This window comes from Actibacterium atlanticum (assembly GCF_000671395.1).
Classification (GTDB): Bacteria; Pseudomonadota; Alphaproteobacteria; order Rhodobacterales; family Rhodobacteraceae; genus Actibacterium_D; species Actibacterium_D atlanticum.
In genome coordinates, this window is record NZ_AQQY01000001.1 from 423,732 (window position 1) to 437,048 (window position 13,317).

Annotated in this window: 13 protein-coding genes; 2 read left to right on the forward strand and 11 right to left on the reverse strand. The window is 59.8% G+C overall.

Going from position 1 to position 13,317, the window contains the following annotated elements:
* The first annotated feature begins 1 nt into the window (after position 1).
* Positions 2–814, forward strand: a complete 813-nt coding sequence (gene cysE, locus ATO10_RS02125) for a serine O-acetyltransferase (RefSeq protein ID WP_035247376.1) — start codon at positions 2–4, stop codon at positions 812–814.
* A 71-nt stretch (positions 815–885) separates the two neighbouring features.
* Here cysE and ATO10_RS02130 read toward each other — a convergent pair whose 3' ends face one another.
* The 11 genes from ATO10_RS02130 to mazG form a co-directional block, all read right to left on the reverse strand.
* The gene (locus ATO10_RS02130) at positions 886–2,190 is read right to left on the reverse strand and encodes a pyruvate dehydrogenase complex dihydrolipoamide acetyltransferase (protein ID WP_035247381.1); all 1,305 of its coding nucleotides are present in this window, start codon (positions 2,188–2,190) and stop codon (positions 886–888) included.
* 12 nt (positions 2,191–2,202) lie between these two features.
* Positions 2,203–3,576 (reverse strand): pyruvate dehydrogenase complex E1 component subunit beta, encoded by a 1,374-nt coding sequence (locus tag ATO10_RS02135; protein WP_035247384.1) that lies wholly within the window; start codon positions 3,574–3,576, stop codon positions 2,203–2,205.
* Positions 3,577–3,592: 16 nt separating this feature from the next.
* Positions 3,593–4,582 (reverse strand): pyruvate dehydrogenase (acetyl-transferring) E1 component subunit alpha, encoded by a 990-nt coding sequence (gene pdhA, locus ATO10_RS02140; protein WP_035247387.1) that lies wholly within the window; start codon positions 4,580–4,582, stop codon positions 3,593–3,595.
* Between the two features lie 128 nt (positions 4,583–4,710).
* Positions 4,711–5,013 carry an FtsB family cell division protein gene (locus tag ATO10_RS02145; RefSeq protein ID WP_035247389.1) on the reverse strand — a complete coding sequence of 101 codons (303 nt, stop codon included), beginning with the start codon at positions 5,011–5,013 and terminating at the stop codon, positions 4,711–4,713.
* Between the two features lie 95 nt (positions 5,014–5,108).
* Positions 5,109–5,525, reverse strand: a complete 417-nt coding sequence (locus tag ATO10_RS02150) for a Fur family transcriptional regulator (protein WP_035247392.1) — start codon at positions 5,523–5,525, stop codon at positions 5,109–5,111.
* A gap of 88 nt (positions 5,526–5,613) precedes the next feature.
* Complete coding sequence (locus ATO10_RS02155) at positions 5,614–7,032, reverse strand: protein adenylyltransferase SelO (RefSeq protein ID WP_035247394.1); 1,419 nt, start codon at positions 7,030–7,032, stop codon at positions 5,614–5,616.
* A 46-nt stretch (positions 7,033–7,078) separates the two neighbouring features.
* Positions 7,079–7,525, reverse strand: coding sequence for a GNAT family N-acetyltransferase (locus tag ATO10_RS02160; protein WP_035247396.1), 447 nt, complete (start codon positions 7,523–7,525; stop codon positions 7,079–7,081).
* Positions 7,522–8,460, reverse strand: a complete 939-nt coding sequence (locus ATO10_RS02165) for a nucleoside hydrolase (protein ID WP_035247399.1) — start codon at positions 8,458–8,460, stop codon at positions 7,522–7,524. Before ATO10_RS02165 ends, ATO10_RS02160 begins: the two co-directional genes overlap by 4 nt.
* 156 nt (positions 8,461–8,616) lie before the next feature.
* Positions 8,617–10,050 (reverse strand): hypothetical protein, encoded by a 1,434-nt coding sequence (locus ATO10_RS02170; RefSeq protein WP_035247402.1) that lies wholly within the window; start codon positions 10,048–10,050, stop codon positions 8,617–8,619.
* Positions 10,051–10,200: 150 nt separating this feature from the next.
* Entirely contained in the window at positions 10,201–11,202 is a 1,002-nt protein-coding gene (locus ATO10_RS02175) for a Fe(3+) ABC transporter substrate-binding protein (RefSeq protein WP_035247405.1), read from the reverse strand.
* Between the two features lie 72 nt (positions 11,203–11,274).
* Positions 11,275–12,102 (reverse strand): nucleoside triphosphate pyrophosphohydrolase, encoded by an 828-nt coding sequence (gene mazG / locus ATO10_RS02180; protein WP_420313629.1) that lies wholly within the window; start codon positions 12,100–12,102, stop codon positions 11,275–11,277.
* A 58-nt stretch (positions 12,103–12,160) separates the two neighbouring features.
* Between mazG and ATO10_RS02185 the strand changes: the two genes are divergently transcribed.
* Complete coding sequence (locus ATO10_RS02185; protein ID WP_035247409.1) at positions 12,161–13,312, forward strand: M20 aminoacylase family protein; 1,152 nt, start codon at positions 12,161–12,163, stop codon at positions 13,310–13,312.
* The last annotated feature ends 5 nt before the right edge of the window (positions 13,313–13,317 follow it).

A 13,317-nucleotide genomic window follows, 5' to 3' on the forward strand; every position in this document is an offset into this window, starting at 1 on the left:
CATGGCCGAGACCCAAGCCAATATCACCTCTGTCGACCCTGTTTGGGAGCGGATTTGCGATGAGGCCCGTCAGGCGATTGACGATGAGCCGCTGTTGGGCGGTTTGGTGCATTCCAGCATTCTGCACCATGGATCGCTGCAGGCCGCTTTGGCCTATCGGACGGCGTTGAAACTGTCGTCAGATGAGATGACGGATCAGATGCTGCGCGAGATTTGCGATGAGGCCTATGGCGATGATCCCGGCTTGGCCGAGTCGGCTCGGGCCGATTTGGTGGCCGTGCACGAGCGCGACCCGGCGAGCCATCGCTACCTGCAACCTTTGTTGTATTTCAAGGGCTTCCAGGCGATTCAGGCGTATCGTGTGGCGCATTGGCTTTGGCGCCAGGGGCGGCATGATTTGGCTTATTTCTTTCAGATGCGTGTATCGGAAGAATTCGGCGTGGATATCCACCCAGCTGCAAAGGTGGGTAAGGGGATCATGCTTGACCATGCCCATTCGATCGTGATCGGTGAAACCGCTGTTGTCGGTGACAATGTTTCGATGTTGCACTCGGTAACGTTGGGCGGCACCGGCAAAGAAGAGGAAGATCGTCATCCCAAGATTGACAATGGTGTGTTGATCGGGGCCGGGGCGAAAGTGTTGGGCAATATCCGGGTTGGGCATTGCTCGCGCATTGCCGCGGGTTCAGTCGTGTTGAATGATATTCCGCCAAATACCACGGTGGCTGGCGTGCCCGCTAAGGTGGTGGGAGAGGCTGGCTGTGATCAGCCTTCGGTCAACATGGACCAGATGGTGCCTTGCGGGAATAAGTAACCCAAACACAATGGCTTAAATGAAGACGCCCGCCGGTTTCGGCGGGCGTTTCTTTTGGTTGTCTCGTGGCCTTAGGCCAGCATGGTCATCGGGTTTTCCAGCGCATCGACCAGAACCTTTAGGAATTCGGCCCCCAGGGCGCCGTCGATCACACGGTGATCAACCGACATGGTCACCGACATCACGGTGGCAACGCCCAGTTCACCATCATCGCCAACAACCGGCTTTTTGACGCCAGCACCGACAGCCAGGATACCCGCGTGGGGCGGGTTCACGATGGCATCAAAGTTCTCAATCCCGAACATGCCGAGGTTGGAGATCGCGAAGGTGCCGCCTTGATATTCATGCGGGGCCAGTTTGCGGTCACGTGCGCGTCCAGCCAGATCTTTCATCTCGGCCGACAGGGCAGAGAGCGACTTCATGTCGGCATCTTTGAGGACCGGGGTGAACAAGCCACCTTCGATCGCAACTGCAACGGCGACGTCCGAGGGTTTCAGCTTGAGCACGCGGTCACCCGCCCATACAGCATTGCAATCGGGCACTTCTTGCAGCGCGATGGCGCAGGCTTTGATGATGAAGTCGTTGACCGACAGTTTCACCCCACGCCCTTCGAGCTGTTTGTTCAGCTGCGAGCGGAACTTTAACAGCGCGTCGAGCTTGATTTCGCGGCGCAGATAGAAGTGCGGGATCGTCTGTTTGGCCTCGGTCAGACGCGCGGCGATGGTTTTGCGCATTCCGTCCAGCGATACCTCTTCGAACTCGCGATCCGCATAGGTCTTGAGAACCGCGTCGGTCGAGGGGCCGGTGGGGGCTGCGGCAGCCGCGGGCGCGGCGCTGGCGGCAGGCGCTGCCGGTGCTGCGGCTGCCTTGGGGGCAGCAGTGGCGTTCTCGACATCTGCCTTGACGATGCGACCATGCGGGCCAGATCCGGTGAGAGTGCTCAGGTCCAGGCCTTTATCGGCGGCGATGCGACGTGCCAGAGGCGAGGCAAAAACGCGCGCACCGTTTGCTGCGGCGGGCGCAGCGGGGGCAGGGGCGGCAGCCTCGACCGCCGCAGGGGCGGCCTCGGCATCCGCGGCGGCGGGTGCCGCCGGTGCGCTTGCCGACATGTTGGCCATATCATCGGCGCTTTCGCCTTCTTCCAACAGGATTGCGATGGGGGTGTTTACTTTGACCCCTTCGGTGCCTTCGTCGATCATGATCTTGCCGATCACGCCTTCGTCGACGGCTTCGAACTCCATCGTGGCTTTGTCGGTTTCGATCTCGGCGATGATATCACCCGAAGCAATCTCATCCCCTTCTTTGACCAACCACTTGGCGAGCGTGCCTTCCTCCATGGTGGGAGACAGCGCAGGCATCAAAATTTCCATAGGCATTGCGGTGGCTCCTCAGCGGTAGGTGACTTGCTTGACCGCGGCGATCACCTCGTCGGTGGTGATCAGCGCGTGGCGTTCAAGGTTGGCGGCGTAGGGCATCGGTACATCTTTGCCTGTGCAGTTGATGACGGGGGCATCGAGGTAATCGAACGCCTTTTCCATCAACGTGGCCGATATGTGGTTGCCGATGGAGCCTACGGGCCAGCCTTCTTCAACCGTAACGCAACGATTTGTTTTCATGACCGAGGCGATCACGGTGTCATAGTCGATCGGGCGCAGGGTGCGCAGGTCGATGACTTCGGCGCTGATACCGTCTTCGGCCAGGTGGTCTGCCGCTTCCAAAGCATATTGCATGCCGATGCCAAACGAGACGATGGTCACGTCATGGCCTTCGCGCCAGATGCGGGCTTTGCCAAAGGGCACGGTGAAATCGTCCATGACCGGCACATCGAAGCTGCGGCCATAGAGGATTTCGTTTTCCAGGAAAATCACCGGGTTATTGTCGCGGATTGCGGTTTTGAGCAGGCCTTTGGCATCGGAGGCTGAGTAAGGCATCACGACTTTCAGGCCGGGCACCTGAGAATACCAGCTTGCATAGTCCTGAGAGTGCTGTGCCCCGACGCGGGCGGCAGCGCCGTTGGGACCGCGGAACACCATGGGGGCGCCCATTTGGCCACCCGACATATAGAGCGTTTTGGCGGCCGAGTTGATGATGTGGTCAATCGCCTGCATGGCAAAGTTGAAGGTCATGAACTCGACAATCGGGCGCAGGCCAGCCATGGCCGAGCCGGTGGCGATGCCGGCGAACCCGTGTTCGGTGATCGGGGTATCGATCACGCGGCGCGAACCGAATTCATCGAGCAGACCTTGAGAGACCTTATAGGCGCCTTGGTATTCAGCGACCTCTTCCCCCATCAGATAGACGGCATCATCCGCGCGCATTTCTTCGGCCATGGCGTCGCGTAGGGCTTCACGAACTGTGGTCGATTTGACCTCGGTTCCGGCGGGCCATTCGGGCTCCATTTTGACCTCGATCGGGGCAGGGGGCGCTGCGGCCTCAACCGCCGCAGGGGCGGCCTCGGGCGCAGCGGCAGCTGCCGGGGCAGCTGCGGGCGCGCCGACGGTCACGTCGTCCATGCTTTCGCCTTCGTCCAGCAGAACGGCGATGGGCGTGTTCACCTTCACATCGGCGGTACCTTCGGCGACGAGGATTGCCCCGACGGTGCCTTCATCGACAGCCTCAAATTCCATCGTGGCCTTGTCGGTTTCGATTTCTGCGATGATGTCGCCCGAGGTGACGGTATCCCCCTCTTTGACCAGCCATTTTGCGAGCGTGCCTTCCTCCATAGTGGGCGACAGCGCGGGCATAAGTAGTTCGGTTGCCATTGGTCTATCGTCCCCCTCAGGCGTAAATATCGGTGTAGAGCTCTTCGAGCGCGGGCTCGGGGCTCTCTTTCGAGAAGTCTGCGGCCTCGGACACGATCGCTTTGATCTCCTTGTCGATGGCTTTCAGATCATCCTCGGTGGCGTGTTTGCCGGTGATCAGCAGGTCACGCACGTTTTCAATCGCGTCACGTTCTTCGCGCATTTTCTGCACTTCCTCGCGGGTCCGGTATTTGGCCGGGTCCGACATGGAGTGGCCGCGGTAGCGGTAGGTTTTCACCTCGAGGATGTAGGGGCCTTTGCCCGCGCGGCAGTGCGCAACAGCCTTTTCCGAGGCCGCCTTGACCGCCAACACATCCATGCCATCCACAGCTTCCCCGGGGATGCCGAAAGCCTCGCCGCGGGTATAGATGTCAGGGGTCGAGGTCGAACGCGCCATGGCTGTGCCCATGGCATATTGGTTGTTTTCGATCACAAAGATCACCGGCAGTTCCCAAAGAGCGGCCATGTTGAAGGTCTCATAAACCTGGCCCTGGTTGGCGGCGCCATCGCCGAAATAGGTGAAGGTCACGTTGTCGGTGCCGTTGTATTTGTCGGCAAAGGCCAAACCAGCCCCCAATGGGACCTGCGCGCCCACGATGCCGTGACCACCGTAGAAATGCTTCTCTTTGGAGAACATGTGCATCGAGCCGCCCTTACCGCGCGAGTATCCCCCCTCACGTCCGGTCAGTTCGGCCATCACACCTTTCGGGTCCATGCCACAGGCCAGCATATGGCCGTGGTCACGATAAGAGGTGATGCGTTTGTCACCTTCTTTTGTCGCGGCCTCCAGGCCAACAACAACGGCCTCTTGTCCGATGTAAAGGTGGCAGAAGCCACCGATCAGACCCATGCCATAAAGCTGACCGGCCTTTTCTTCGAATCGGCGGATCAGCAGCATCTCGCGGTAGAACTCAAGCAGTTCTTCCTTGGAAGTATTTGGTTTCTTTGTCGTTTTGCGCGTGGCCATGGGCCGGGCTCCTTGCGGCTTCGAGAAATAGTTTAATGTTAAACAATCTATAGCAAAGCTCGTCAGGAATTTCGAGTGCGAATTCAACACACGCGCTAAAACCAAGTTTTAGCTTGAATCGTAAGGGATTAGCGAATGACGATTTCGTCGGGGCGGACAAGACCCAAAACTGCGCGGGCGCGTTCATCCAGAAGATCAAGATCCAGATACCGATCAGAAAGGCGGCGGGTCTTGTTCTCAAGATCGGTCAGTTCAAGCGCCAGCGCATCCCGCTGTGCCGTCAGGGCGGCTAGATCGGCCTCTACCTGAATGCGGCGAAACAACCCGTAATCACCCTGCACGGCGGCAAAGGTAAAATAGGTCCCCACGCAGAACGCGCCTGCGAAATAAAGGACCACACCAAGGGCCGGACGTTTCCGGGGATTGCTCATTAAAACTGCCTCAAGGCGCCTCTTGAACGGGCGCATTCCCGAATCATGCCACAAGTGATTCGCCGTGTGAATCCCCTGCGTTCTGTTTTTTGGGCTTATTTGACTTTTTTCATCGGCACGCCGTACAGCTCGAGCTTATGGCCCTTGAGCTTATAGCCAAGCTTGGCGGCTATTTTTTCCTGCAGGGCCTCGATCTCGGCGTCGACAAATTCGATCACCTCGCCCGAGTTCATGTCGATCAGATGGTCGTGGTGTTCACGTTCCGCATCTTCATAGCGGGCGCGGCCATCGCCGAACTCCAGCTTGTCAAGAATACCGGCCTCTTCGAACAGTTTGACCGTGCGATAGACGGTGGCGATGGAAATGCCCGGATCCTGCGCCAATGCGCGGGCGTAAAGTTCTTCGACATCGGGGTGATCGGCGCTTTGCTGCAAAACGCCTGCAATGATGCGGCGTTGTTCTGTCATGCGCAGGCCTTTGGCCTCGCAACGGGAGATGATGGTGTCCGACATGGTTGTGCCCCGAAAAATCAGTTGCGGCGTTATTTAAGCGGAAATGAAACCTGATGCCACTGGTTAGCGTCAAACAGGGTGCGAAGGGTCAGGTGCCACAAAAGGTGCGGTGCACGACTTCGTCTTCGCGTGGGGGCTGGCGTAAGTCCTTTAGGCCCGGATCATCGGCGTAGGGGTGCATAAGCGCGGCGTTCAGGCGATGAAACGGCGCATAATCGCCATCAACGGCTGCCTGAATTAGGTGTTCGATCTGATGGTTGCGGGGGATCAGAACCGGATTGTGCTGTTGCATCAGCGGGGCAGGGTCGGCGCCCTGAAGGCGGGCTTTCCAGCGGGTCTTCCACGCGTCAAACCCAGCTCTATCAGCAAAGAGGGTCTGGGCAGGGTCATCCGTCAGGGCGCGAAAGCTGTTGGTGTAATCTGCGGCACCGGCAGACATCAGGTCCAGAAACCCGTGAATGAGCTCGGCATCACCATCCTGAGCATCCCAAAGCCCAAGCTTGGGCCGGAACACAGACAACCATTCAGCCTTAAACAAATCCGGAAATCCGTGCAGGATCGAAGTGGCCTCGTCTATTGCCGCCTGTTCGTCGCGGCCCATGATCGGCAGCAAGGCCGAGCCAAGCTGGGCAATGTTCCAGACGGCGATGTCGGCCTGCCGATTAAAGGCATAGCGGCCCATTTGGTCGATCGACGAAAACACTTTGTTCGGGTCATAGTCATCCATAAAGGCGCAGGGACCGTAATCAATGGTTTCGCCAGACACGGCCATATTGTCGGTGTTCATCACCCCATGAATAAAACCCAGCCCCATCCATTGCGCGATCAGCCGAGCCTGCGCTGCGCTGACCGCGCGCAGCAGCTCCATGGGGCCATCGGCGTCAGGGTAGTGACGTTTGATGACATAGTCCGTCAGCGTACGCAGGCTTTCGCCATCATTGCGGGCGGCGAAGAACTGGAAGGTGCCGACGCGGATATGGCTGGCTGCGACGCGGGTCAGGATGCCGCCGGGATAGCCCTTTTCGCGCTGGACCCGCTCGCCGGTGCTTACAGCCGCGAGGGCGCGTGTGGTGGGCACGCCATAGGCGTGCATGGCTTCCGAGACGATGTATTCGCGCAGGACAGGTCCAAGCCACGAGCGCCCGTCACCGCGCCGGCTGAACGGCGTTCTGCCCGCACCTTTCAGCTGAATGTCGCGCCGGTTTCCGTGTTGGTCGATGACCTCGCCCAGCAACACTGCGCGCCCGTCCCCCAGCTGCGGTGAAAACCCGCCAAACTGATGCCCGGCATAGGCCTGCGCCAGTGGGTTGGCGCCATCAGGCACTGTATTTCCGGCCAGCATCGCCAGCCCTTCGGGGGTCCGCAAAGCTGCGGCATCGAGCCCCAGCTCTGCGGCCAGATCGCCGTTGACGGCGATCAGGGCGGGGGCCGCAACCGGGGTCGGCAGTTGCGGCGCAGAAAAGCTGGGCCCCAGCCGGGCATAGCTGTTGTCGAAAGGGATATTCATGGGCGCGCTCCTTGGCGCTCAACCTAGGGCGCGCGGGCAAGGAATGCTAGAGCATCCGTGTCATCAGGCAGTAGCGGTCGCGCTTTTCAAACCCGCTGCGGGCATAGATTTTTTGCGCCTTGTCATTGGCGTGATCGACCTCCAGATGCATGGCCTTGATGCCCATATCGCGCAGCATTGGAAGCAGCAGGTGTAACGCCTGACTTCCCATCCCGCGCCCGCGCACTTTGGGGCGAATATAGAATTCATCCAGAAATGCATCACGCCCGCCCATTTCGATCGAAAACCCGAAGGACACCGCGATATAGCCCACCGGAGCGCGCGATGGGCCGATCAACCAAAGTGCGGCCTGAACATCGCCAGAGAACAACAGCTCTAGCGCGGCGCGTCGGCTTTCGGGGGTGCTGTCCACGCCGTCTTCGATGTGGAAGGCCTCGATCATTGGTAGCAGGCGCGCGATGTCGTCACCCGTGGCAAGGGTCAGCAGGTTCATAGGGTTGCAAGCCTTTCGCGCAGCAGGGCGAACAGCCCCTCTGCATCCACGTCACCGATGAACATCGCGTTTGGGGCGCGGTCCGACACGCCCCACCAGTCGGCGACGGTCATGCCTCGGGTGAACTGGCCCACGGTTTCGATTTCAACATTCACGTAGCGGCCGGAAAACAGTTCCGGATCAATGAGATAGGCCGTCACGCAGGGGTCGTGCAGCGGCGCCCCTTCCGAGCCGTATTTGGCGATGTCAAACCGTTCAAAGAAGTCGGTCATTTCGGCGACGGCCACGCCGACGCGGTTGCCCAGCGTGCGAAAGCCCTCGTTGCGTTGCGGGGTCACCAGCGCCTTGTGGGTGACGTCCAGCGGCAGCACGGTGATAGGCGCGCCGCTGGCAAAGACGATCTGCGCGGCCTCGGGGTCGACATAGATGTTGAACTCGGCCGTGGGGGTGATGTTGCCCACCGCGAAATAGGCCCCGCCCATCAGCACGATTTGGGCAATGCGTTCAGCGATGTCGGGCGCGCGTTGCAGCGCGGTGGCGATGTTGGTTAATGGCCCCAACGGGCAGAGCGTGACCGTGCCCGCAGGTTCAGCGCGCAGGGTTTCGATAATGAAATCAACGGCATGCTGATCCTGAACCGGCATCGTAGGATCGGGCAAAACGGGGCCGTTCAAGCCGGTTTCGCCGTGCACATGTTCCGCGGTGACAAGATCCTGCGCAAGCGGGCGATTACAGCCGGCATAGATTTTCACATCGGGCCGCCCGGCCAGTTCGCACACTTTGCGCGCGTTCAGCGTGGTCAGCGCCAGTGGTACGTTGCCAGCCACCGTGGTCACACCCAGAACCTGCAGTTCTGGCGAGGCCAGCGCCAGCAGGATCGCCACGGCGTCATCCTGCCCCGGATCGGTGTCGATGATGATCTTGCGCGGTGTCATTTTGCCCCCTGAAACTGCCTGCGAACCATGGGCAGGCACGGGGGGATTGTCCACCACTTACGGCGCGAAATCGCCGATGCACAATCCATGCACATGTGATGCACATCCCATGCATACGCGATGTGGGGGCGGGCAGAGGGCCAGCTTAGCCGTTTATCAGGCCAAAAGCTGTCCGGCGCTGTATCCTGTTACGCCATCAAGCCTGACCGTTACGGTGGCTGTGGCGCGTGGCTCGCCAAACTGGAAGTCGGTCTTCAGTTCAATCACCAGATCGCTATAGGCGCCGTCGGGGTCCTCCACGACCTGTGCCCCGGTGATCGAGGTGTTATAGCCCGCAGACAGGGAAATGGTGTCTTCGTCCGGATCGAAGTCGGTGATCTGGGCGATCTGGGCTGTCATGCCATCGTGGCTGGAATCCAGGTTGCGCACCGAGATGGTATAGTCATCCGCCCCCGTGCCACCGGTCAGCACCACGGTTTCTTCGATGTCGTCATAGAACTCGGCAACATGGAATTCGTCATTCCCGCCGCCGCCGTCCCCAACGGCGCCGTCCGAGATGAACAGGCGGTCTTCGCCTGCATCGCCATAGGCCACGACATTTTCCCCTGCGGCGGTGATGCTGTCATTGCCTTCGCCGCCTGACATGGTGGTGCCAAGATTCTGGGTGCCGGTCGGAAGATCAACATAGTAGTCGTTTATGCCGACGCCATCGGTGTCACCGATATAAGAGATTTTATCGTCACCGTCGCCGCCCAACGCGTGACCGTTGGTGCCAACATAGATATCATCATCGCCCTCACCGCCAAGGGCTTGGCTTTGATCGCCCAAGGTATAAATGATGTCGTCATCCGCGCCGCCCGAAGCGGAGCTGTGGGCCGAGGTCACAAGCAGCACATCTTCGCCGTCCCCACCGTCAATCGACAGGCCGCTGGGGGCGTCGGGTTCGGTGATCACGAAGTCGGTTCCTGCGCTGCCGGTAAAGTCTGTACTGACGGTTTGGGATTCAACACCGTTGTAAAACACGCCAGGTGTTTCAAACGGCGACAGGGTTTCATCGGTTTCGGTCCAGAACCATGGCTCGCCGCCATCGCCGTAGGCATAGTTCAGGCGGATGATGTCCATCGGGTCATCCGAGGTGATCACCGGCGGGTCAACACGGGTGTCTTCGGGGTCTTCGTCAGATTGGGTCGGTTGGGTCAGCGAACCCAGATCGAAGCTGACAACTTCGGTCAGACCGTAGGCTTCGATGAAATCTTCGGGGCTTTCATAGCCTTGCAGGCTTTGGCCGGTTGGGTCGATGGGCAGTTCGGTGCCCTCGGGCGCCAGATAGATGCCCAGATCATAATGCTGGGTGAAGTCTTCGCCATCGCCGGTTTGGTTGAACTTGATTGCAACAAGGTCGCCGGTTTCGTCTTCGCCCAGTTCAATGTGCAGGCTGCCATCGGGGTTCTCGATCACGCTGGCGCCAAGGTCAGGGTCAAGTACCGGGTCGTCATCGGGGATGGGGTCGGTATCTTCGCCGGTGTCGATATCGTCGTCCAGCGGGGCGGCCATGCTCATCAAGCCCAGAAGAGTAAACAGAAAAAACAAAACGCGCGCTCCAAACCGAATTAATTAAACTTTAAGTAGAGTTATACGGGCAGGTGCATTTCTGTCAATTGAGTTTCAGTAGTAGACCAGTAGGCCTAAACGCAAAGAGCAGCCCGGAGGGGCTGCTCTGGATGTGGTTTGGGGCTGGGCTTAGCCGTCGAAGTTGACCTCTTCGACCAGACGCAGCGCGTCGGCGCGCAGGGCGGCCAGATCCATCAGGTTGACGGTATCGGCATCAAAGCTGCCCCAGCTTTGCACCAGCTCGGACGGCGCGGTGCCCGGTGCGACGGGGTATTCATAGTTGATTTCGGCATAGATGTTCTGGGCTTCGGGTGAGACCAGGAATTCCATCAGCTGCACGGCTTCGTCGCGGTTGGGGGCGGCTTTGGTCAGTGCCACGCCAGACACGTTTACATGGGTGCCGGTGCCTTCAAAGGTGGGGAAGGTCACGTTGACCGCGTTGGCCCAGTCCTGCTGCTCTTCGTTGCTGAGCATTTTGCCCATGTAATAGGTGTTGCCCAGCGAGATGTCGCATTCACCGGCCCAGATCGCCTTGACCTGTGCGCGGTCATTGCCTTGCGGTTTGCGGGCGAGGTTGGCTTTGACGCCTTCCAGCCAGGTCTTAGTTTCTGCTTCGCCGTGGTGGTGCAGCATGCCGGCAACCAGCGCCAGCGTATAGGCATGGGTGCCCGAGCGGGTGCAGATGCGGCCCTGCCACTTGGGATCGGCCAGATCTTCGTAGGTGGTTACTTCGCCCTCGGCCACGCGGTCTTTGCTGGCGTAAACGATGCGGGCGCGGCTGGTGACGCCGAACCATTCATTGCCCGGATCACGCAGCTCTGCCGGAATGTTGGCGGCCAGAACGTCGCTTTCCACCGGCTGGGTGACGCCAGCGGCCACAGCGCCCGACAGGCGCGAGATATCGGTGGTCAGGATCAGGTCGGCGGGCGAGCGATCACCTTCGGATTGCAGGCGTTCAATCAGGCCTTTGTTCAGGAACACGACGTTGGTCTTGATTCCGGTTTGCTCGGTGAACTGATCCAGGATCGGCTCGACCAGTTCGGGCTGGCGGTACGAGTAAATATTGACATCAGCCAGCGCGGGCAGGGCGGTGGTGGCGGCCAGCGCGGCCAGACAAAGCGAACGGATCATTTCGGCGTCTCCAGTAAAATGTTCTGGGCGCCTTAAACCTGACTAAATTTATCAGGTCAATACCCAATTAAACTAATCAGGTATTTTCTCGTCGGCTTTCACGGCGTCCCAAAGCGCGTCCATTTCGGCCAGATCGCTTTGCGCGGGGGTCTTGCCGCGTTCGGCCAGACGGGCCTCGACGCCTTCAAACCGGCGGATGAATTTGGCATTGGCGGCGCGCAGGGCCTCTTCGGGGTCGATTTTCAGGTGGCGCGCCAGATTGGCCATAACAAAGAGCATATCGCCGAACTCTTCGGTGATGTGATCGGGGTCTGTGGCTTCGCGCAGCTCTCCGGCCTCTTCGATGATCTTGTCCAGCACCTCATCCGTGCTGGGCCAGTCAAACCCGACCCGCGCGGCGCGCTTTTGCAGTTTCACCGCGCGCAAAAGGGAGGGCAGGCCAACGGCAACCCCATCCAGCGTGCCACCCTGTTCTTTGCCCGCGCGCTCGGCGGCTTTGATCTTTTCCCAATCGGCGGTCTGTTGTTCAGCGGATTTATCGCGGTTTTCATCGCCAAACACATGCGGATGCCGCGCGACCATTTTGTCGGACATGGTGTTGGCGACGTCATCAAAATTGAACAAGCCCTTGTCCGTCGCCATTTGCGCGTGGAACACTGATTGGAACAGCAAATCGCCCAGCTCGCCCTTCAGCTCGTCCCAGGCCTCGCGTTCAATGGCATCGGCGACCTCATAGGCCTCCTCAATCGTATAGGGGGCGATGGTGGCGAAATCCTGTTCGATATCCCACGGGCAGCCGGTTTCAGGGTCGCGCAGGCGGCGCATGATTTCCAGTAGCCGGGGCATCCCGCCCTTGGGGTCATGTACGATTGCATCGCTGTCGGATTTTGCCATTGTCATTGCCGCTGCTCCTGTCACACTTGGGCGCAGTTAGACAGGTTCACAGGCCGGAGTCCACATGCCCCCGATCAACCGGATTGCCGAGTTCAGCGACGATATGAAAACATGGCGCCGGTGGCTGCATCAGCACCCCGAATTGGGGTTTGAATTGCATGAAACCGCGGCCTTTGTTGCGGATCGCTTGCGTGAAATCGGGGTGGATGAACTGCACGAGGGGATCGCGACAACCGGGATGGTAGCGATTATCCAAGGGCAGGGCGCGGGGCAGACGATTGGCCTGCGCGCTGACATGGATGCCTTGCCGATTTTTGAGGAAACCGGGCTGGACTATGCCTCGGCCAAGCCCGGTGTGATGCACGCGTGTGGCCATGACGGGCACACCACGATGCTGTTGGGCGCGGCGAAATATCTGGCTGAAACGCGCCGGTTTCGCGGTCGTGTTGCGTTGATCTTTCAACCCGCCGAGGAAGAGGGCGGCGGCGGCGGTGTGATGTGCGACGAGGGCATTTTCAAACGGTTCGACATCTCGCAGGTCTACGGTATTCACAACATTCCCAATCTGGATGCCGGGCAGATGCAGCTGTGTGCCGGGCCGATGCTGGCGGCGGTCGATGACTTTGATATTACCATCACCGGGCGTGGCGGGCATGCGGCGCATCCTGACACCTGCATCGACCCGATCCCGCCTGCCGTGGCGCTGGTGCAAGGGTTGCAAAGCGTGGTGGCGCGCAATGCGGATCCGCTGCACGGGCTTGTGCTTTCGGTCACGCAGATACAGGCGGGCAGCACCACCAATGTGATCCCCGAAACCGCTTTGGTCGCCGGGACCATCCGCACCTATGACTCCCAGATGCGGGCGATGGCGGCGCAGCGTTTGCGGGCGCTGTGCGATGGGGTGGCGCAGGCTTATAGCGTTGAAATTGCGATTGATTTCAGAGAAGGCTACCCGGCGACGGTGAATGACGAAACCTGCACCGACTTTGCCCGCGCCGTCGCCTTAGATGTGGCTGGCACTGTCACCGAGGCCACCCCTTCGATGGGGGCCGAGGATTTCTCTTTTATGCTGGAACGATGCCCCGGCACCTATGCCTATCTGGGCACCGGCGCGGGCGCGGCGTTGCATCACCCCGCCTATGATTTCAACGACGAGGTCGCCCATATCGGGGCCTCGTACTTTGCGCGTCTGGTGGAACGCGCGCAGCCGATCTGAGGGGG

Bases quoted from the DNA above. Each gene is read 5' to 3' on its own strand.
- cysE (WP_035247376.1), top strand. From the start codon at position 2: ATGGCCGAGACCCAAGCCAATATCACCTCTGTCGACCCTGTTTGGGAG.
- ATO10_RS02130 (WP_035247381.1), bottom strand. From the start codon at position 2,190: ATGCCTATGGAAATTTTGATGCCTGCGCTGTCTCCCACCATGGAGGAA.
- ATO10_RS02135 (WP_035247384.1), bottom strand. From the start codon at position 3,576: ATGGCAACCGAACTACTTATGCCCGCGCTGTCGCCCACTATGGAGGAA.
- pdhA (WP_035247387.1), bottom strand. From the start codon at position 4,582: ATGGCCACGCGCAAAACGACAAAGAAACCAAATACTTCCAAGGAAGAA.
- ATO10_RS02145 (WP_035247389.1), bottom strand. From the start codon at position 5,013: ATGAGCAATCCCCGGAAACGTCCGGCCCTTGGTGTGGTCCTTTATTTC.
- ATO10_RS02150 (WP_035247392.1), bottom strand. From the start codon at position 5,525: ATGTCGGACACCATCATCTCCCGTTGCGAGGCCAAAGGCCTGCGCATG.
- ATO10_RS02155 (WP_035247394.1), bottom strand. From the start codon at position 7,032: ATGAATATCCCTTTCGACAACAGCTATGCCCGGCTGGGGCCCAGCTTT.
- ATO10_RS02160 (WP_035247396.1), bottom strand. From the start codon at position 7,525: ATGAACCTGCTGACCCTTGCCACGGGTGACGACATCGCGCGCCTGCTA.
- ATO10_RS02165 (WP_035247399.1), bottom strand. From the start codon at position 8,460: ATGACACCGCGCAAGATCATCATCGACACCGATCCGGGGCAGGATGAC.
- ATO10_RS02175 (WP_035247405.1), bottom strand. From the start codon at position 11,202: ATGATCCGTTCGCTTTGTCTGGCCGCGCTGGCCGCCACCACCGCCCTG.
- mazG (WP_420313629.1), bottom strand. From the start codon at position 12,102: ATGACAATGGCAAAATCCGACAGCGATGCAATCGTACATGACCCCAAG.
- ATO10_RS02185 (WP_035247409.1), top strand. From the start codon at position 12,161: ATGCCCCCGATCAACCGGATTGCCGAGTTCAGCGACGATATGAAAACA.